At 42.9% G+C, this 18,862-nt stretch carries 20 protein-coding genes, 2 rRNA genes and 1 other RNA gene (1 of these 23 cut by a window edge); 6 read left to right on the top strand and 17 right to left on the bottom strand.

The window, feature by feature from the left end:
- The 4 genes from IGJ45_RS02565 to IGJ45_RS02550 form a co-directional block, all read right to left on the bottom strand.
- Positions 1–382: ribosomal RNA gene (locus IGJ45_RS02565) — 23S ribosomal RNA — on the bottom strand; it reaches 2,533 nt to the left of the window's first position.
- Positions 383–604: 222 nt separating this feature from the next.
- Positions 605–2,164, bottom strand: a 16S ribosomal RNA gene (locus IGJ45_RS02560).
- The 16S and 23S rRNA genes sit together here, the layout of an rRNA operon.
- Before the next feature lie 575 nt (positions 2,165–2,739).
- Positions 2,740–3,102: a hypothetical protein gene (locus IGJ45_RS02555; RefSeq protein WP_003128795.1), complete on the bottom strand. Its 363-nt coding sequence runs from the start codon at positions 3,100–3,102 to the stop codon at positions 2,740–2,742.
- A 67-nt stretch (positions 3,103–3,169) separates the two neighbouring features.
- Positions 3,170–3,550: a CvfD/Ygs/GSP13 family RNA-binding post-transcriptional regulator gene (locus IGJ45_RS02550; protein ID WP_003128793.1), complete on the bottom strand. Its 381-nt coding sequence runs from the start codon at positions 3,548–3,550 to the stop codon at positions 3,170–3,172.
- Positions 3,551–3,637: 87 nt separating this feature from the next.
- On the opposite strand from IGJ45_RS02550, the gene IGJ45_RS02545 reads away from it, so the two are divergent.
- Positions 3,638–4,816, top strand: a complete 1,179-nt coding sequence (locus IGJ45_RS02545) for a MalY/PatB family protein (protein ID WP_029487258.1) — start codon at positions 3,638–3,640, stop codon at positions 4,814–4,816.
- A gap of 24 nt (positions 4,817–4,840) precedes the next feature.
- Here the strand turns inward: IGJ45_RS02545 and IGJ45_RS02540 are convergent, their stop codons facing one another.
- On the bottom strand, positions 4,841–5,425 hold the full coding sequence (locus tag IGJ45_RS02540) for a peptidylprolyl isomerase (protein WP_147587207.1): 585 nt from the start codon (positions 5,423–5,425) through the stop codon (positions 4,841–4,843).
- Positions 5,426–5,570: 145 nt separating this feature from the next.
- On the opposite strand from IGJ45_RS02540, the gene IGJ45_RS02535 reads away from it, so the two are divergent.
- From IGJ45_RS02535 to IGJ45_RS02525, 3 genes are all read left to right on the top strand, one after another.
- On the top strand, positions 5,571–6,548 hold the full coding sequence (locus IGJ45_RS02535) for an NAD(P)/FAD-dependent oxidoreductase (protein WP_003128789.1): 978 nt from the start codon (positions 5,571–5,573) through the stop codon (positions 6,546–6,548).
- 3 nt (positions 6,549–6,551) lie between these two features.
- On the top strand, positions 6,552–7,208 hold the full coding sequence (yqeK, locus tag IGJ45_RS02530; protein ID WP_029487259.1) for a bis(5'-nucleosyl)-tetraphosphatase (symmetrical) YqeK: 657 nt from the start codon (positions 6,552–6,554) through the stop codon (positions 7,206–7,208).
- Positions 7,209–7,395: 187 nt separating this feature from the next.
- A complete protein-coding gene (locus tag IGJ45_RS02525) occupies positions 7,396–7,905 on the top strand; it encodes a phosphatidylglycerophosphatase A family protein (RefSeq protein ID WP_003128785.1) in 510 nt (169 codons plus the stop codon).
- 145 nt (positions 7,906–8,050) lie between these two features.
- Here IGJ45_RS02525 and IGJ45_RS02520 read toward each other — a convergent pair whose 3' ends face one another.
- From IGJ45_RS02520 to IGJ45_RS02505, 4 genes are all read right to left on the bottom strand, one after another.
- Entirely contained in the window at positions 8,051–8,692 is a 642-nt protein-coding gene (locus IGJ45_RS02520) for a TIGR01906 family membrane protein (RefSeq protein WP_003128784.1), read from the bottom strand.
- A complete protein-coding gene (locus IGJ45_RS02515; protein WP_147587206.1) occupies positions 8,689–9,459 on the bottom strand; it encodes a TIGR01457 family HAD-type hydrolase in 771 nt (256 codons plus the stop codon). The genes IGJ45_RS02520 and IGJ45_RS02515 overlap by 4 nt, the downstream gene beginning before the upstream one ends.
- A gap of 3 nt (positions 9,460–9,462) precedes the next feature.
- Positions 9,463–10,074 carry a YutD family protein gene (locus IGJ45_RS02510; protein ID WP_003128781.1) on the bottom strand — a complete coding sequence of 204 codons (612 nt, stop codon included), beginning with the start codon at positions 10,072–10,074 and terminating at the stop codon, positions 9,463–9,465.
- A gap of 85 nt (positions 10,075–10,159) precedes the next feature.
- On the bottom strand, positions 10,160–11,539 hold the full coding sequence (locus tag IGJ45_RS02505; protein WP_003128780.1) for a bifunctional metallophosphatase/5'-nucleotidase: 1,380 nt from the start codon (positions 11,537–11,539) through the stop codon (positions 10,160–10,162).
- A 191-nt stretch (positions 11,540–11,730) separates the two neighbouring features.
- On the opposite strand from IGJ45_RS02505, the gene IGJ45_RS02500 reads away from it, so the two are divergent.
- Both IGJ45_RS02500 and IGJ45_RS02495 read left to right on the top strand, forming a co-directional pair.
- Complete coding sequence (locus tag IGJ45_RS02500; protein ID WP_005472623.1) at positions 11,731–11,982, top strand: hypothetical protein; 252 nt, start codon at positions 11,731–11,733, stop codon at positions 11,980–11,982.
- A 177-nt stretch (positions 11,983–12,159) separates the two neighbouring features.
- Positions 12,160–12,606: a GNAT family N-acetyltransferase gene (locus IGJ45_RS02495; RefSeq protein ID WP_005472624.1), complete on the top strand. Its 447-nt coding sequence runs from the start codon at positions 12,160–12,162 to the stop codon at positions 12,604–12,606.
- Between the two features lie 312 nt (positions 12,607–12,918).
- Here IGJ45_RS02495 and ffs read toward each other — a convergent pair.
- From ffs to dapF, 8 genes are all read right to left on the bottom strand, one after another.
- Positions 12,919–13,017: signal recognition particle sRNA small type (gene ffs / locus IGJ45_RS02490), an RNA gene on the bottom strand.
- Between the two features lie 24 nt (positions 13,018–13,041).
- Positions 13,042–13,548, bottom strand: a complete 507-nt coding sequence (tadA, locus tag IGJ45_RS02485; RefSeq protein WP_005472626.1) for a tRNA adenosine(34) deaminase TadA — start codon at positions 13,546–13,548, stop codon at positions 13,042–13,044.
- A 272-nt stretch (positions 13,549–13,820) separates the two neighbouring features.
- Entirely contained in the window at positions 13,821–14,156 is a 336-nt protein-coding gene (locus tag IGJ45_RS02480; RefSeq protein ID WP_003128776.1) for a hypothetical protein, read from the bottom strand.
- A gap of 68 nt (positions 14,157–14,224) precedes the next feature.
- Positions 14,225–15,589 carry an RsmB/NOP family class I SAM-dependent RNA methyltransferase gene (locus tag IGJ45_RS02475; RefSeq protein ID WP_005472628.1) on the bottom strand — a complete coding sequence of 455 codons (1,365 nt, stop codon included), beginning with the start codon at positions 15,587–15,589 and terminating at the stop codon, positions 14,225–14,227.
- A 309-nt stretch (positions 15,590–15,898) separates the two neighbouring features.
- The gene (locus IGJ45_RS02470) at positions 15,899–16,534 is read right to left on the bottom strand and encodes a YczE/YyaS/YitT family protein (RefSeq protein ID WP_003128773.1); all 636 of its coding nucleotides are present in this window, start codon (positions 16,532–16,534) and stop codon (positions 15,899–15,901) included.
- A gap of 82 nt (positions 16,535–16,616) precedes the next feature.
- The gene (locus tag IGJ45_RS02465; RefSeq protein WP_003128772.1) at positions 16,617–17,333 is read right to left on the bottom strand and encodes a zinc metallopeptidase; all 717 of its coding nucleotides are present in this window, start codon (positions 17,331–17,333) and stop codon (positions 16,617–16,619) included.
- A gap of 85 nt (positions 17,334–17,418) precedes the next feature.
- Positions 17,419–17,745: a zinc ribbon domain-containing protein YjdM gene (locus IGJ45_RS02460; protein ID WP_005472630.1), complete on the bottom strand. Its 327-nt coding sequence runs from the start codon at positions 17,743–17,745 to the stop codon at positions 17,419–17,421.
- Positions 17,746–18,016: 271 nt separating this feature from the next.
- A complete protein-coding gene (gene dapF / locus IGJ45_RS02455) occupies positions 18,017–18,847 on the bottom strand; it encodes a diaminopimelate epimerase (RefSeq protein WP_003128768.1) in 831 nt (276 codons plus the stop codon).
- Positions 18,848–18,862 lie beyond the last annotated feature (15 nt).

The following is an 18,862-nucleotide window of genomic DNA, read 5'->3' as shown; positions in this document are numbered from 1 at the left end:
TTCATCTACGGGGTTTTTACCCTCTTTGACATACTTTTCCAAGTATTTCGACTATCTGTTTCAACTACCATATCGGAGTCCTACAACCCCAACAAGCAAGCTTGTTGGTTTGGGCTTTTCCCGTTTCGCTCGCCGCTACTCAGGGAATCGAATTTTCTTTCTCTTCCTGCAGGTACTTAGATGTTTCAGTTCTCTGCGTCTACCTCACAGCTGCTATGTATTCACAACTGTGTAACATCCTATAAAAGATGCTGGGTTCCCCCATTCGGAAATCTCTGGATCATAGCTTACTTACAGCTCCCCAAAGCATATCGGTGTTAGTCCCGTCCTTCATCGGCTCCTAGTGCCAAGGCATCCACCGTGCGCCCTTATTCACTTAACCTTTGACCTTACGGTCGGTGAGTACTTCTTCTAGCGATAGAAGGTTGCTCAAGAAAATAAGCGTTGAACTTATTAAAAAACTCTTTAACTTGTCAACTCGGTGTGTGTTACTTGTTTTGATTTTCTTCGATATCCAGTTTTCAATGAACAAACTATTTTGAGAGTAAACCTCTCAAAACTGAACAAAGGCAAACGATGTGTAGTCTTCCGTACTATTCCTTAGAAAGGAGGTGATCCAGCCGCACCTTCCGATACGGCTACCTTGTTACGACTTCACCCCAATCATCTATCCCACCTTAGGCGGCTGGCTCCAAAAAGGTTACCTCACCGACTTCGGGTGTTACAAACTCTCGTGGTGTGACGGGCGGTGTGTACAAGGCCCGGGAACGTATTCACCGCGGCGTGCTGATCCGCGATTACTAGCGATTCCGGCTTCATGTAGGCGAGTTGCAGCCTACAATCCGAACTGAGAGAAGCTTTAAGAGATTAGCTTAGCCTCGCGACTTCGCAACTCGTTGTACTTCCCATTGTAGCACGTGTGTAGCCCAGGTCATAAGGGGCATGATGATTTGACGTCATCCCCACCTTCCTCCGGTTTGTCACCGGCAGTCTCGCTAGAGTGCCCAACTAAATGATGGCAACTAACAATAAGGGTTGCGCTCGTTGCGGGACTTAACCCAACATCTCACGACACGAGCTGACGACAACCATGCACCACCTGTCACTTTGCCCCCGAAGGGGAAGCTCTATCTCTAGAGTGGTCAAAGGATGTCAAGACCTGGTAAGGTTCTTCGCGTTGCTTCGAATTAAACCACATGCTCCACCGCTTGTGCGGGCCCCCGTCAATTCCTTTGAGTTTCAACCTTGCGGTCGTACTCCCCAGGCGGAGTGCTTAATGCGTTTGCTGCAGCACTGAAGGGCGGAAACCCTCCAACACTTAGCACTCATCGTTTACGGCGTGGACTACCAGGGTATCTAATCCTGTTCGCTCCCCACGCTTTCGAGCCTCAGCGTCAGTTACAGACCAGAGAGCCGCCTTCGCCACTGGTGTTCCTCCATATATCTACGCATTTCACCGCTACACATGGAATTCCACTCTCCTCTTCTGCACTCAAGTCTCCCAGTTTCCAATGACCCTCCCCGGTTGAGCCGGGGGCTTTCACATCAGACTTAAGAAACCGCCTGCGCTCGCTTTACGCCCAATAAATCCGGACAACGCTTGCCACCTACGTATTACCGCGGCTGCTGGCACGTAGTTAGCCGTGGCTTTCTGGTTAGATACCGTCAAGGGATGAACGTTCTACTCTCATCCTTGTTCTTCTCTAACAACAGAGTTTTACGATCCGAAAACCTTCTTCACTCACGCGGCGTTGCTCGGTCAGACTTTCGTCCATTGCCGAAGATTCCCTACTGCTGCCTCCCGTAGGAGTCTGGGCCGTGTCTCAGTCCCAGTGTGGCCGATCACCCTCTCAGGTCGGCTATGCATCGTGGCCTTGGTGAGCCGTTACCTCACCAACTAGCTAATGCACCGCGGGTCCATCCATCAGTGACGCAAAAGCGCCTTTCAACTTTCTTCCATGCGGAAAATAGTGTTATACGGTATTAGCACCTGTTTCCAAGTGTTATCCCCTTCTGATGGGCAGGTTACCCACGTGTTACTCACCCGTTCGCCACTCTTTTTCTTTCGGTGGAGCAAGCTCCGGTGAAAGAAAAAGCGTTCGACTTGCATGTATTAGGCACGCCGCCAGCGTTCGTCCTGAGCCAGGATCAAACTCTCATAATGATTTGTTTGAACGATCCATAGGATCGTTAAGCTCAAATAAAATTAACTTTGCTAGCTATTGCTTGCATGTATTTTGCTTCATATAATGAAGCGCCCTACACATTGGTTCGTTTGCTTGCTTTGTTCAGTTTTCAAAGGTCTACTGCGCTGCGTTAGCAACTTTTAAATCATATCAGATCAACAAGTGAATGTCAACTCTTTTTTTAAAAGTTTTTTTCGAAAGTGTTTATTCAACAACTTCCTGTGCGTCATCAGCGACTCCATTAGAATAACAAATGAATTGTTATTTGTCAACAACTTTTTTCAATCTTTTTTGTTGCTGCATCAGCATCAAATTGATTTCTTAAATTTGCGACTTCGTTATAATATCATCTGTTTCCGTTTTGGTCAAGCCCTTTTTTCAAAAAGTTTTTTTGAAAGGTTTTGACTGTCGGTGTGTTTTGCCAACGTTGATAAATTTACCATTATTCTCTCTGAGGGTCAAGCATATTTTCTGTTTTTCTCCAATAAATTTTCTGAAAAGAAAAAAAGCCGTATCAACGGCTTTTTTATGTAGTTGTCTTCTATCCATTTGATTAGAAGAATGGCATACCTTCTATTTTGTAATCTTCAATAATTTGTCTGAAAACATTCGGTTCTTCCCACGCATAACCATCAGGTAGTTGTTTGTCTTGTCCTGATTCTTGGGTTTCAAAAACAAAAAGTGGAATATTCTCAGCATCAATCGATCCATTGGTTAATTCAACAAGATTGATCGCTGTCACGTCTAAATGAATACTGTCTTTAAACAATTGTAAAATATTTGCTAGACCGGTCTTATCTTCAGAGAAGTCTGTAGATGCCAGTTCTGCGGTACCTTCGTGCGTCTGCATCAAAAACTTTTTCGAGCCATTTGCCAAGTGCATCATAACTGTTCCTGCCACTTTTTTGGATCCCAAAATACCCACCTCGGTTATTCAACTGATTGTAAATCAATTTTAGCACATTTTCAGAAAATATGCACGATTATCTCTTTCCGTTTTCTTTTTCCAGCATCTCTTTGGCTTCTGCTGTCCACTTTGGTAAGGCTTCAGCAATCGTCCGAAAACCGATTCGTTTGTTTTTATTCGTAAAATACCTTTTGCGCTTATAAGGAAGCTGAACAAATTTTTGTTCTAATGTTCTGCGGGACAGACTGATTTTTTGGCTATATTCATCGATATCGATAATCTGTACGCGCACCTCCTGGCCCACTTGCAAAACATCATGAATATTCTTCGTGTATCCAGACTGGATCTCAGAAACATGGATCAAGCCTTGTGTTTCTTTATCGAGCGACACAAAGGCGCCGTATGGTTGTATACCTGTGACCGTTCCGTCAATAATAGTTCCGATTTGATAGTCCATATGATTTCCTCTCTTTTCATCTTTTATTATACTTGAACTAGTGTTAGATTTGAAGTAGTAGAAAAAAACGATCTAGGAGGGGTACATATGACGAATTTTGACAATGTCCATTCACGGTTAAATACCAATAGTGTAAAGTGGGACAGTATTGCTACGACCTATAAGGAAGAAGGTTTACTGCCGTTATGGGTAGCCGACATGGATTTTTTGGCACCTAAGCCGGTCAAGAATGCCCTGCAGCAAGTGATTGATCAAGGAATTTACGGCTATACTGTTTTCCCTGAAAGTTTGTACGAAGCAATCATTTCTTGGCAAGAACGAAAACACAACTACTCGCTACAAAAAGAGGAGATTTTGTTCAACAGTGGTGTTGTCCCTAGTCTCGCATTAGCTGTGCAGAGCTATACCAATGAAGGCGACAGTGTAATGATTCATGATCCAGTGTACCCACCATTTGCTGACGTTGTTGAAAAAAATCAGCGTCAACTTGTGCGCAACCCGTTGATCGAAAAAAACGGGCATTTCGAAATCGATTCCGTTGCAATGGAATCTGCTATTGTAGATAACCATGTCAAACTGATGATTTTGTGTAATCCACACAATCCTGGTGGTCGTGTGTGGACAAAAGAGGAGCTGCAAACAATTGGGTCGATCTGTCAAAAACATCATGTTCTCGTGGTCAGCGATGAAATCCATCAAGACATCGTTTTTGCTCCGAATACATTTGTTTCATTTCAGACAGTTGATCCTGTTTTTGCTGATTTCTCCATTGTTTTAACTTCAGCAACCAAAACATTCAACTTGGCCGGCATCAAAAATTCAATGATCTTTATCAAAAATCCGGATTTGAAAAAACAATTCATAACTGTTCAAGAAAAAAATGTTCAAAGTGAAATCAATACATTCGGTATTGTAGCAACAGAAGCAGCCTATCGAGAGTCAGAAGCATGGCTGGATGAATTGCTTAACTATCTTTCAGCCAATATCGAATGGACCTGTGAGTTTTTGGTAGAAAAATTACCTGAAATCAAGTTTCAAAAGCCAGAAGGCACCTATCTTATGTGGCTAGACTTCTCTGCCTACGGTCTTTCTGACCGAGAGTTACAACGCAAATTGATCAAAGAAGCAAAAGTGGTCTTGAATCCAGGTATCAACTTTGGCCCATCCGGAACGCAACATATGCGGATCAACTTGGCTTGTCCTCGAGAAACGCTGCAAAAAGGTCTCCTGCAAATTGCTGCTGCATTCACAGAACTGAAACAATAAAAAAGAACCCCGCGGGGTTCTTTTTTATGCACTGATTTCAATTGTTTCGATCACAACATCATGAACAGGACGGTCTTGCGGTCCTCGTTGAACGTTTGCGATTTCGTCCACTACATCCATGCCATCTACAACATGACCAAAAACAGTGTGACGGAAGTCTAACCACGGCGTTCCACCTTGTTGATATGCTTCGATCACTTCGGAAGGATAACCTGCTCCCTCTAATTGACCAAGCATATTCGCTGGTACGTTTTGATTGTTGACAATAAAGAATTGGCTGCCGTTTGTATTTGGGCCGGCATTAGCCATTGATAATGCTCCGCGAAGATTGAAGAGCTCATTTGAAAACTCATCTTCGAAGCTGCCCCCGTAAATACTTTCGCCACCCATACCAGTACCGGTAGGATCGCCGCCTTGAATCATAAAATCAGGAATAACGCGGTGGAAAATGATACCGTCGTAATATCCTTTTTGGGCAAGTTCGACGAAGTTTTTCACGGTTTTTGGGGCCAATTCTGGAAAGAGCACTACTGTGATATCTCCCCGATTCGTTTTGATAACTGCTTTATGACCTGTTTCTTTTAAATGTAGCTGTGGAAATTCAGACACACTTAACGCCTCCTTGTTTATACTAAATACTAAAACAATGATAGCAGAAAAATGAAAAAATGCTAGTTAAGACAATTTTTGCTATAATGAAGCTATTCGTCCAGGTGATACTGTAGAATAATCAATCAACAGAGGGAGATGCACTATGGAGATATATGATATTACCATCGTTGGTGCTGGGCCGAGCGGCATGTTCTCTGCCTTCTACGCCGGTATGCGCAACGCAAAAACCAAACTGATCGACAGTCTGCCTCAGCTAGGCGGCCAATTGGCCACGCTCTATCCTGAGAAATATATATATGATATTCCGGGTTATCCAAAGATCAAAGCCGGTGAATTGGTTCAAAATCTTGAAAAGCAACTGACTACCTTCAATCATCAATACTGTTTGGAGGAAACCGTCTTACAGATCGAAAAGCACGAAGACTACCTAGAACTGATCACAGATAAAGGCAATCACTATTCCAAAGCAGTGATTTTAGCCTTAGGCAATGGTTCCTTCCAGCCAAGAAAACTGTCTATACCCGACAGTGAACGTTTTGAAGGCAATGGACTCGACTATTTCGTAACTGACTTGATGAAGTATGCGGGCCGCAAAGTTGCTATCGCTGGGGGTGGCGATTCAGCGATTGACTGGGCGCTCATGCTTGAACCAATCGCTAGTGAAGTTTATTTGATCCATCGTCGCCCAGAATTTCGAGCGCATGAACATAGTGTCAACAAACTGCGCGCTTCTTCTGTCAACATTCTAACTCCCTATGTTATCCAGGATATCAGTGGAGAAAAACGTCTAACTGAAATTGCTTTGCAGCAAGTCAAAGGAGATGAATCTGTTTCCTTGCAAGTGGACTCTTTGATCGTTAATTACGGTTTTTCTTCGACTTTGAACATTAAAGAGTGGGGACTAAAAAGCACTCGACAAGGCGTATTCGTTACATCAGATATGCGGACATCCATTCCAGGAATCTACGCTTGCGGGGATGTGGTCTTATACGATGGCAAAGTAGATTTGATTGCTACTGGTTTCGGGGAAGCCCCCACTGCCGTCAACAATGCGCTTCATTACATTGATCCTAAAAACCGGACACAACCTGCCCACAGCACTAGTTTGTTCAAGGAGTAGACCATGCTGAGTCGGTATAAAATTGATTTACCTGATGCGTCCCTTGCAAACCAAATGCGTGTTTACTTAGAAGCCTTTGACCAAGTATCGACTGTCCAACATCATCTCGAAGTAGCCAATGCCGCTGAGCAACTTGCCAAACGTTTCGGTGGCGACTGCCAGAAAGCAACGATTGCTGGATTGTTTCATGATATCAGCGTGGTCATTCCCAATGATGAACGTCTCGCATTTCAAGAATATTACGGTTTGGAGATAGTGCCGGAAGAAAGAAAAGTACCATTATTGCTGCATCAAAAACAATCGGCTACTTTGGCAAAAGAGCTCTTTGGGATCACTGACCCTGAGATTTTGTCTGCCATTACCTGCCACACGACACTTAAGGAAAATTTTTCAAAGCTGGATCTCATTGTTTTCCTAGCAGATAAAATCGAATGGGATCGCGCAGATGCGGCACCTTTTTTAGAGGAGCTACTGGCTGCACTTGATAACTCTTTAGAAGCGGCAGCATTATGTTATCTTGACTGGCTGTTTGCTGGTGATTTGCTAGTGGCCCACCCTTGGGCAGTTGCCGCAAAACAACAATTGCAAAAAAAGCTACTTACCAAAAAAGCAAAAACTACTATATTAAAAAAACCAAAAAAGCAAAAACTACTATATTAAAAAACAGCTTAAAAAAGAGCTAGTATAAAAAAGGAAAAAAGCTATAAAAAGAACGGTCGCAGGATTTCTCTGCGACTTTTTTTCATACAGTTCAGAAACGACTACGTTGCTGTTCGTCGGTATTTTTTGATTCCACGGGCAAGATAAGATAGGATAGAAGTAAGAAAAAAGAATTGGAGGGAATCACATGGTATTAGAGAATAAAACACTTGAAGATAAGGCAAGAGAACTACTTTCAGAGCGCGGCGTATCACTTCAGGATATCGGCGAACTTGTTTTATTTTTACAAAAAGATTATATCGAAGGTATTACATTAGATATGTGCATTGAAAGTGTGAACGCAGTCCTCAGTAAACGTGAGGTTCACAACACGATTTTGACTGGTATCCAGTTAGATATATTGGCAGAAGAAAACAGCCTTTTGCATCCATTGCAGGAAATCGTCAAAGATGATGAAGGGTTGTATGGTATTGATGAGATTTTGGCACTTTCCATTGTCAATGTCTACGGTTCGATCGGTTTCACCAACTATGGCTACATCGATAAAGTGAAGCCAGGTATTTTAAAAGAATTAAACAGTCATGAAGGCCCCCGGGTCCATACATTCTTAGATGATATTGTAGGTGCAATCGCAGCTTCGGCAGCTAGTCGTTTGGCGCACCAGCATCCAAGCAAGTCTCATTACATCACTCAATAAACTTGTAAAAATCAGCTACTATCGAAAAAAGACTATCCCACAAGTCTGAAACACCTGAAGGGACTACCGTGTAAATCGTTACGCGATACTAGCAAGGAACGCCAGTATGACTGACGTTCCCGCTATCCTCTAGGTCTTTTCTCACTTATGAAATAGTCTTTTTTTGACTTTGTTTTGCCCACCAGTAAATCACAAAGAAAAACAGTTCAATCAGTACAAAAAATAAAATAAAACAGTGCATGAAGAACGTCTCCGGCAGAACATTGATGATGGGATCCGTTACTGGATCAAAAAGCCAATCGTCATTATTGAAGAAAATCTCATGAAACGTCACAAAAAATCGATCAAACCCGATTGCCATCAAGAAACCAAAGAAAATCGGCAGCAGCATCCCCCACTGCAATGGTCGCAACAACCGCCAGCGCTGATCATTTTTCCAAAAAGATCTAAGAAGCATGAAACTGGGGATCAACGTTACGAGCAGTACACCATAGTTTAATAAAAATAGTTTCTTCACATCATAGAAATGTCCAGCTCCTGCCGCTGACATCGGAAAATCTGGCAAAGCTAATGTCGTATTCAATGGATTGTTCAAGAAATCCAGCAACAACCCATAATTTTTTATCAATTCTTCTTTTGAAATGTCGGTATAATCTAAAATATTCAACTGTTGAATATCAAAATGATATAGCCAGCGAAAATTGATCGTTACCGTAATTGCTAAGCTGATCAGAAATAAAAACAAACACAGCATCCCTAGCCGCTCGATCCATACTTGTTTTCTCATTGGTCAAAATCCCATTCATCTAAGGAATCAATGACATAAGTTGGGGGTTCCGGTAAACGAGGCACAGCAGATTTCGGTGTAAAACCGGATAGTACCAATAGGGAATCAATGCCATTCCGAATCCCCGAGCAAATATCCGTCTCATAGTTATCTCCCACCATAATGACTTCCTCTTTTGGTAAACCAAGGTGTGCCACGGCTTTGTCCATAATAATTGCTTCCGGTTTACCGATGAAAATCGGCGGTGTCTGTGTCGCAGTCTCCACCATTGCGATCAAAGAACCGGCTCCAGGTACCAATCCCCGTTCGGTAGGGATATTTTTATCTGGATTGGTGCCGATAAAGGTAGCCCCTTTTTGAATCGCTAATGTGGCTAAGACAAACTTTTCGTAGGTGACATCATTGTCTAAACCAACGACGACATAATCCGGATTTTGGTCATCCCATTCAAAACCGGCCGCTAAAATCAAGTCGATCAATCCTGCTTCGCCGATCACAAAGACTTTATTGCCGCGACCGTGGTCTTTCATAAAGTCGATCGTCGCCAAACTTGCCGTATAAATTGTTGCAGGCGCCACATGAATGGCGAATTCATCCGCTAATCGTTGTGCGACTGTTTCTGGACTGCGGGTCGTATTATTTGTGACAAAAAGGAAAGGCAATTCCTTTTTCTGCAAAGCTTCAACGAAGCGTTTGCCTGCTGGTATCGGCTCTTTCCCTAAATAGATCGTGCCATCTAAATCAATCAAATATCCCTTATATTTCATAAATTACTCTTCCCGTTGACGGATCGTGAATTCTTTTTTATTTGTTTTTTTCACTGTCGTTTCTGTCGATCGCGCCTTTTTTTCTTTTGGTTTTCGATTTTTAATCGTTGGCTTCACCTGTTTTTGAGAAACAACTTCTTGTTTCTCATCGATGTGTGCCGGACGTGTTTGATTGCTTTGAGCTGCTGGTTTCTTTTTACGGCGTCGGGTCGTACTCTTTTCTTTCTTGCCGCCAACTCGTTGAATTACAAAATAAGCGCAACCGAAATTACAGTATTCATATAAATAATCCTCTAGCATGTCGATCCGCTGATCCGGTAATGCTTTGCGATTGTCTTTGTCAAAAAAACCTTTTAGACGCAACTGTTCATAACCCCAATCCCCTACGATGTAATCGTAGCGAGCCAATACTTCACTGTACCGTTCGCCCAATTTTTGGGGATCAAATCCTTCGCGATAATCTACCACCAATTTGTATTGGCGTGTACCGATCAATAATTCATCTTCATTAACAAGCGTAACCAGTTCGCCTTTTTGCGGCTGTTTCTCTGGTTCTTCGATGATCTCCTCGAGTACCGAAGTGATCTCGTCTGTAATTGTTTGTTTTTCGGTCATCTTTTCACCACCTGTTGTCTATTATACCTTGTTTTAATACGTAATGATAGTCGTGCTTGTATCAGATTCCCCTCCGACTTTTTCATTACTGGATCGGATATTTATGTGCTAAGTAGCTGCCAAAGACCGTACGAATAAATTCTGGAAATAAAAATTCACAGCGTCCGGCTATCTCGATCGTGGGAAAAAAAGGAATAAACAAATAATGATCCACTAATGTGATCTGGTATTCTTCCACCGGATTGATTACTTTGTTTTGCCACAATACTTGGTGATTGATGGCATCATAAGAGATCCCCTTATAAACCAGTTCACCAAATATTTTCCCACGAAATCCCATCCCAACAATTGGATAGTTCCGTAAAAAGCGCCGATTTTTTTCCATTTCTAAAACAAAACGGATCACATCTGCTCCCTTCAATGTCACTCGAATCAAGTGCATCGGATGAGGCAAGATGGTATGCAGTTGATCCTGGTCGATGCGCCCTGCCGGTAAATCACCTAAAAACAAACCGCTATTCAACACAGCAGCTTCCGTTTGTCCTCTAACACAAAGCGCCGCCAATGCTTCTTGGATAATCGAATCTTCGTTCCCTTCACAACGAAGCGCCCACGGAAGTTGTGCGACTTGTTTCGTTTTCAGCAAACGATGACCAATAGAAAGATAACCAGCAATCTCTTCTTCATCTTGCGGAAAAGCTAAAAGCTGCTCTGTAGGGATCACTCGGGCAGAACGCTCGATAGTTTGCCCTTGATCATCTAACGTAATCGTTACTTCACCAATATAAAAGCCAAATTTCCCCGCTGCTGCCAATTGTACGCCATTGACGATTTCGCCGGTCTCGAATAAGTGATGCGTATGAGAGCCTAAAATCACATCCAACTGAGGAAACTCAGCCGCGATCGCTCGATCTGCATTGATTCCCAAATGACTCATCAAGACTAAAATATCGACTTGGGGCTGCAAATGATTGATCAATAAAGGCAGCAATTCCAAGGGTTCACGAATATCCCAGCCGTTTGGTGAATAGGTCAAAGGAAAGGGTGCCGTAAAAGCAATCAGCCCGACTTTCGTCCCTTGATTCGTTTCGATGATCTGGTAATCCTGCCGCCATTTTGGTGGTTTCAAATCATTCTTATCGAAAAGGTTCGCCAATAAGATAGGAAACTCCGCTTGATCATAAAGATGCTGAAGCTCTTCTTTGGAATTTCCCACACCTTCATTGTTGCCAATAGTCACTGCATCATAGTGTCCTTGGTTCATCAGCTCAATATTGGCTTGTCCGTTCGTTGCTTCAGTCAATGGATGCCACCGATCCACAAAATCTCCTAGATCCAAAGAAATCACTGTTTCTTGACTCGAATCTGCTTCTTGCTTCCGTTGATTAAGATAACGGCGGATCTTAGGCCAATGCTCCAGATGTGAATGCAAATCATTCGTGTGTACTAGCGTGATTTTTTCCATCTTATCCCTCTTCTCACCCATTTGCTGTCGGCTATTTGATAAGTCTTCAGCTTAATGTTCCAACTACTATTAGAATAGCACAATTTTTGCGAGGTACCAGAGGGATGCTTTTCGATTCAGGTTTTGTTTCCAGCGTTTGGACCGCCTTTCTAAAGACCTTGTGCTACAATAAAAAAAAAGGAGGGATTTCGATGTTAGAACAGTTACGAGCAGAGTGGGAAAAACTTTTTGGCCACAAGTACACTTCTTCCTCTGAGAAACAACAAACGGTGGATGGAGAGACCTCCCATCGTTTATCCGACGAGGATCCAGAGACACTTCATGAGATGATGGGGACAGATTGGAACACGTTTTTAGACGGTAGTGATATCTTCACTGAATTATCCGCTGAAGAACAAGAAGAGATCCGCAGGAATGGCCCTCGGCATGAAGACTATATCTAATTCGATCTGCTACAAACAATAATAGAACCCCTCGCTTATAGGTGTAGTGGTTCTCAGACTGCAACTAACTTCATTCGTGTCATGAAGTGCTGTATATCTGTTGGATATACAGCACTTCGTTTTTATCTTTTTTCTTTGATATAATTAAAAAAATCGGAGGTTTTGGAGGTCAAGAACTTGAAAATTATAGAGGTAAAAGAAAGAACGGCACCATTGATAGAACAGCTATTAACCATTTGGGAAAGTGCTGTAAGAGCAACGCATCTCTTTCTATCAGATCATGAAATAGAAGAAATCAAGACGTATGTACCACAAGCATTAAAAGAAATCCCCTATTTAATTCTCATAGAAAACGAAAATCAAGCACCTGTTGGCTTTATGGGGATCGTGGAGCAACATCTTGAAATGCTTTTTATTGCTAACGAAGAAAGAGGAAAAGGGTTAGGCAAAGAATTGCTTACATACGGCATAGAAAAATATTTGGTTAATGATTTAGCAGTGAATGAACAAAACCCGCTTGCAAAAGATTTTTATGAACACATGGGATTTGAAGTTTATAAAAAAACAGCGTTTGACGAACAAGGCAATCCATATCCACTAATTTATATGAGATTAGACAGATAACTATTCCAGTAGTTACTTTTTAGCAAGAGGTTATGCCATAAGTCATCATCCAACAAGTGAAACCGTATCATATTCTATTGCGATAGATTCCTCTGACTTTTGCGACGAGGAACCCCTGCACCGCAAGAGCAATACTATATCATGTTCGGATTTCACTTGTAGGAGACTTATGGCACAGCCCCTTTTTTTATTTATTATTGAATGAAGGATATAAAAAAAGGGCGTTTGTCTACCCCCTCAGAAGAACTCACTTAGAGAAGTCGCAGTTCTGCTTTTTGGCAACAAAAAAAGCTGATTTTCATCAGCTAATAGTTAATTAAAAAAAATCAGACACATGGAGACTCCTGCTTAGTGCTGCTTCCTTCCGGATCTGACACGCTTCACAAGACCTCCATTGTCCTAGCCTTTCGGCAAAATTTAGTATAACGTATTTTTCTATAGATTACCAGACTTTTTTTGTTTTTTCTTTTGGCGCAATGCCCGAAAAAAATCTTTTAGCACTTGCCCGCACGCTTCTTCCAAGATCCCGCCTTCTACGTAGGACCAATGGTTGAAACGCTCATCTTCCAACAGATTCAGCAAAGAACCGGCAGCACCGCCTTTTGGATCGTAGGCGCCAAAGTAAACTTCTTCGACACGAGCCAGCATCATTGCACCACTACACATAGGACAAGGCTCCAATGTAACAAATAGCTGCGCTTGTTCTAAGCGCCAGCTTTCGATGGCTTGGCAGGCTTGTTGGATGGCAAACATTTCGGCATGAGCTGTTGCCTCTTGCTGTTTTTCCCGCAAGTTGTGTCCTCGGCCAATAATTTGCCCCTCTAAGACGACAACTGCCCCGATGGGGACTTCGGCGATTGCTTCCGCTTTTTGCGCTTCTTTCAGTGCTTCACGCATAAAATATTCTTTTTCACTTTGTGTGAGGGTACTTTCTTTCTTCAAAATGATTCCTTTCAATTCTCAATTGGGATAAACATGGAAAGCTGACACTGACTCTATAGAAAAGCTCTGGCAATTTTTTAACGCAGTCATTCAGTAGCCGTACCTGTTCCAGTTGCTATGGCTCCCAATTCCTATTTTCCTTTTCTCTGAACAAAAAAGAAGCGCCAAATGAAGCCTAGTCAAACAACTGCTATGGCAGGACAACCACTGGCAGGTTCTTTCAACGATCTTCTGGCCGCTTCTAACAGCATTTTCTCCAAGGAGATATTAGCTTAAAAGACTGCATCAATAAAGCTAGTCAACTTGTCTTTGACATTCTCTGTTGCATCTTTGACGTTATCTCCATAAACCGAGACTTTATGACGGCTGTCTTTGACTTTCTTCATGACGCCGAGCAATGCATCTAAATCTTTATCCGTCAAATCATCGACGACACCTAATAATTTTTCGTTGCCATTAAATTTGTCGTCAACAAACTTTTTCACTTTGTGACGGTTGCAAGCGAAGCGTACTTTGTTCACGACTTTGTCTGAGACAACGACTGCTGTTGAGATGCCAGCAATTGCCGCAATACTTAATCCAATCGTTACTTTTGTTGATGTTTTCATATCGATCAGCTCCCTTTATTTGCTACTTCTATGATAGCACGACCGATCAAATAAAAATACTATTTCGTTTATTCCAGAGTGAACCGCAATCCTTTCGGGAAGAAGTTTTTCACCACACCTTGCACTTGTTTGCCGAAGCCAATCGGGACCTCAGCCACCTTCAAGACGACCCAGCCTTCATTTCCAGGTACCGTAATCGTTTCACCAGCCACGTACTTCTGCCACTGAGCTAACTCAATTGACAAGAAAGGTGCTTCATCATTTTCTTTGATCGCCATTGCCAATGCAAAACTCGGTTCGATACGATTCTTTTTCACAGTCCCTACGTGAAGCCCTGGACGTAATACGCGAACCCCTTTTAGTGATGGTAATTCACTAGGTACTAACCACAGATGATCCCCAAAAAGCTGGATATCGGCAGCAGTCTCTTTTAAAAATGGATAGTTTTCTTGGAAAGATTGCCAAAGTGATCGCGTGACAGAATCAATCCCAGAAGCTTTTTTGGTTTTTTTGGTTTTCTTTGGTTTGGCTATGTTCTCCGATCCAAGATAGGTCAGCTTTGCGGCAAAATGACCTTCCCCTTGATTTTTGTGAGGCCATAACCGAATCGTCTTTTCAATGTCGTTCATCGGTGCCCAATCGTGGCGTCCATGAGACACATTTTCCAATTCAATCGGTTCAATGGAAAAAGGATATGCTGAGACCAGCCATTCAATGATGGCTTCATTTTCTTCAGGTGCAAACGTGCAAGTAGAGTAGATCAACTGTCCGCCAGGCTTTAACATCGCAACCGCTTCAGCCAAAATCTCCTTCTGGCGCTGAGCGCACTGCAGTGGCGAATCAGCTTGCCATTCCGTGATGGCCACAGGATCTTTGCGGAACATTCCTTCTCCTGAGCAAGGAGCATCCACCACGATTTTGTCAAAAAATTGTGGAAAATGCGGCGTCAGTTCTTGCGGCGCATGGTTCGTCACCACCACATTACTGATCCCCCATCGTTCAACGTTTTCCGATAAGATTTTTGCGCGTTTAGTAAAAATCTCATTGGAAACCAATAAACCTTTGCCTTGCATCTGACTTGCTAATTGCGTGGTTTTCCCTCCAGGCGCTGCACAAAGATCGAGCACTTTTTCTCCTGGTTGTGCATCTGCGATCGTCGCAACGATCATCGCGCTTGGTTCCTGACTGTAGACATACCCCGCTTGATGAAGCAGTGATTTCCCTTTGACTTCTCCAATATAGGCGTTCATTGCGTATGGTGCTGGACTTTTATCCGGTCCAAACATTTCCAGCATCGAGACGGCTTGTGGCTTCAACGGATTCAAGCGAAATCCTTTTACTGGATGCCCTGTTTCTAAAGCAGTAAAAAAGGCCGCCGCTTCGGCTCCTAGTAACTGCTGATATTTGGTAATGAATGCTGCTGGTAATTTCAAGATGATCCCTCCTAAGCTCTCTTATCATAGCGAGTGCTCAGCGATTGTGCAAGTAGCGTCAGGCAATTTTGAAAAAAAATGTGACAAAAATCAACAGAAGGAAATCAAACCTAAAATAGGTCAGCAAAGGATCGTTCGTTCGAAAACGATTTACGCTATCCATTGCCCATTCACTGCTGATTTTGTCACAGTCTTTCGTTATTGCTGTAGGTATCGTTGAAATCGATCAATAGCATATCTACAGTGTTTTTTTGTACTGCTGGTATCTATCATCTGCTACTTATCATTGTTGTTTCGATAGGTCCGCGCTCATTTAAATAAAGATTTCTTGATGGTCTTTTCGATGAACGGCACTGAGGCGTAATCATCCCAGAACTTGATCAGCGGACCAACTAGAAAGGCACTGATAAATGTCCCAATCCCGATCGGTCCACCTGTGATCCAGCCGAGTGTCGCAAAAGCCACATCTTGGATCACTCTGACGACCCGATAATTCGCTTTCGTTCGATCAACGATCGTCGGTGCGATCGCATCATAAGGCGCACTTCCCACTTTTGCTGACATATAGAAGGAAGCACCAAAGGTAAAGAACAGAATACCGATCACTAAAAAGAGCCCTTTTTGCAGCCAACCTTCCGGAGAAACTGCGAAAAGTTCAAAGATTTTCGTATAAAAATCAATAAAAAAGCCCGTCAAGACCATATTGATCACTGTGCCGATCCCAATATGCCGACGACCAAAAAAGAAAATCAAGATCAACAAAACGAGATTGATCATTAATTGATAAACACCTAATGAAAGACCTAACCGTTCACCTGTTCCAATATTGGCAGCTGTATACGGATCCAGCCCGACGCCACCTACGCGAAGCAAGGAGGCGCCAAAACCGATGATAGCTACCCCGATCAACGCAAAAAGCGACCGCAGCCATGTTTCTTTTTTCATTTATTCCCCACCTTTTTCTTTTTATTATAACGACAATTTCAAAAAAAGGAAACTTGAGCATTCTCAAGTCTCCTTCTTTTCATTAGTCGCGGCGATTGTTATTGCCGAATAAAATAATCAAACGTAGTAATTGCAGCAATGTCGCAACTGCAGCTGCCACATAAGTCAAGGCTGCAGCAAACAATACTTTACGGGCCTGCGGTACTTCTTCTTCCGTTAAGAGACCGCCATCGGCTAAAATCCGTAACGCTCGTCTTGAAGCATCAAATTCGACTGGCAACGTCACCAATTGGAAAATAAATGCTAACGAGAATGCTAATATCCCCAGATTGATTAGGAAGGACCCTCTCAAAAGAACCCCGATCAAAATCAACGGGATCGACACCGCGGAACCAATATTAGCTACTGGGACGATCGCATGCCGGATACGCAATGGGAGATACCCTTTAGCATCTTGCACAGCATGCCCGCATTCATGTGCTGCCACTCCGATTGCTGCCACAGAAGTTGATTGTGCAGTTGCTTGAGATAGACTTAGCATCTTGTTGCCGGAATTATAATTATCAGTCAAATCTCCTGCGATAGCTTGGACGCCGACATTGTTGATGCCTTGGCTTTCCAAAATATACTGAGCCGCCTTGGTCCCGGTGATATTGTTTCTACTGCTTATTTTATCGTATTTGCTAAACGTGCTTTTAACGTATGCTGAAGCCGCCATCGAGATCACCATCCCGATAATGACTAAAATGAATGTTGGATCATAAAACCAACCAAAACCGTATCCACCGATTCCATACACGATGAAATCCCTCCCTTTCGTCTTTGACCTTATTTTACCATTAAATGGATGAAAATATTATGAAGAGGTATGGAAGATTCTGTTTTTAAAGTTTTTTTACAAATTCTGCCTTCAATTTCATGGCACCGAAACCATCGACTTTACAGTCGATATTGTGATCCCCTTCTACCAGACGAATGTTTTTGACTTTGGTTCCTTGTTTGATGGCACCAGAAGCACCTTTGACTTTCAAATCTTTGATGACCGTCACGGCATCGCCATCCTGAAGAACATTTCCGTTGGCATCTTTGACGACAGCAGCAGTTTCTTCTGTTTCCTGCCATTCATTGCCACATTCAGGGCAGACAAACAAGCCGCGATCCTCATATGCATAGGCGGATTGACAAACTGGACAATTTGGAATTTGAGACATATTCTTACTCCTCATAGTGATGTATTCTGTGTTTATTCAACGATCGAGCACGATCGTGAAAAAATAAATATAACTGTAGCATACAAAATTTCTGACTATCCTGCAATATCCTGCACAAAAAAATACAATCGATAGAACAAACTAAGTTCTATCGATTGCATTTGATGATCTTCTCAGTTCTAGCTAAAGATGGCTTCTAAGAATAAGGCTTCCATAAGAACTGTCGACTAAATGATTCTATGAACAGGATAATTCCGTCGCAAGACCACCCTCAGTCTAAAAATAGATTTTCGTCTAAAATACGCCCTTCAGAAACAAAAATCGCATCCCCAATCAGTTGGAGCTCTTCTGATGCAACTTCGACTCGCAGCTCTCCGCCTAAAACATGCAGCACAAGATTGGCTTGCGTTTGTTCCCGGCGTCGCGCCACCGCATAAGCAGTTGCCCCAGAGCCGGTCCCACAAGCATACGTAAAGCCCTCGACTCCCCGTTCATAGGTGCGGACAACGAGCTCCCCAGCTGAATCGGCATCGTAGAAATTCACATTGGCGCCTTTAGGAAATGCTGACCAATAGCGAATCCGTTGTGCTAAATCTGTCAATGCATCGAGGGATGTTTCTTGCAGACCGGGATACTTCACCACCGCATGAGGGATTCCTGGATCACCTAACTCGATATAATCAACGACAGGAACCTCTCTGTCAGCGAAAGGTTGGTCAAACTTCGCAACGGTGGGGGGATTTAACGTCACTTTGTACTGTTGCCGATCCAATCGCCAAGCAGGAACAGGTCCTGCAACGGTCTCGATCACCATTGCTTCTGAAGCAACCTTATTTTCATAAGCATAGCGAGCGATACAGCGTGCACCATTGCCACACATTTCCGCTTCCGTACCATCCGCATTATAAAAACGCATGCGGAAATCTCCCGTTCCTTCGGGATGATCGACAGCCATCAACGCATCTGCGCCGATTGAAAATTTCCGCTGACAAACTTGAGCCGCTAACTTAGCCAACTGTTTCGAAGAAAAATTATAGCGACGATTGTCGATCACAATAAAATCATTTCCGGCACCTTGCATCTTGGTATAAACGATTTCCATGATTTCACCTGCTTT

Origin of the sequence: Enterococcus sp. DIV0574 (assembly GCF_051711125.1) — a bacterium.
Lineage (GTDB): Bacteria > Bacillota > Bacilli > Lactobacillales > Enterococcaceae > Enterococcus_D > Enterococcus_D gallinarum.
Note: the sequence above shows the minus strand (reverse complement) of the source record. Positions and strands in the feature narration are given on the sequence as shown.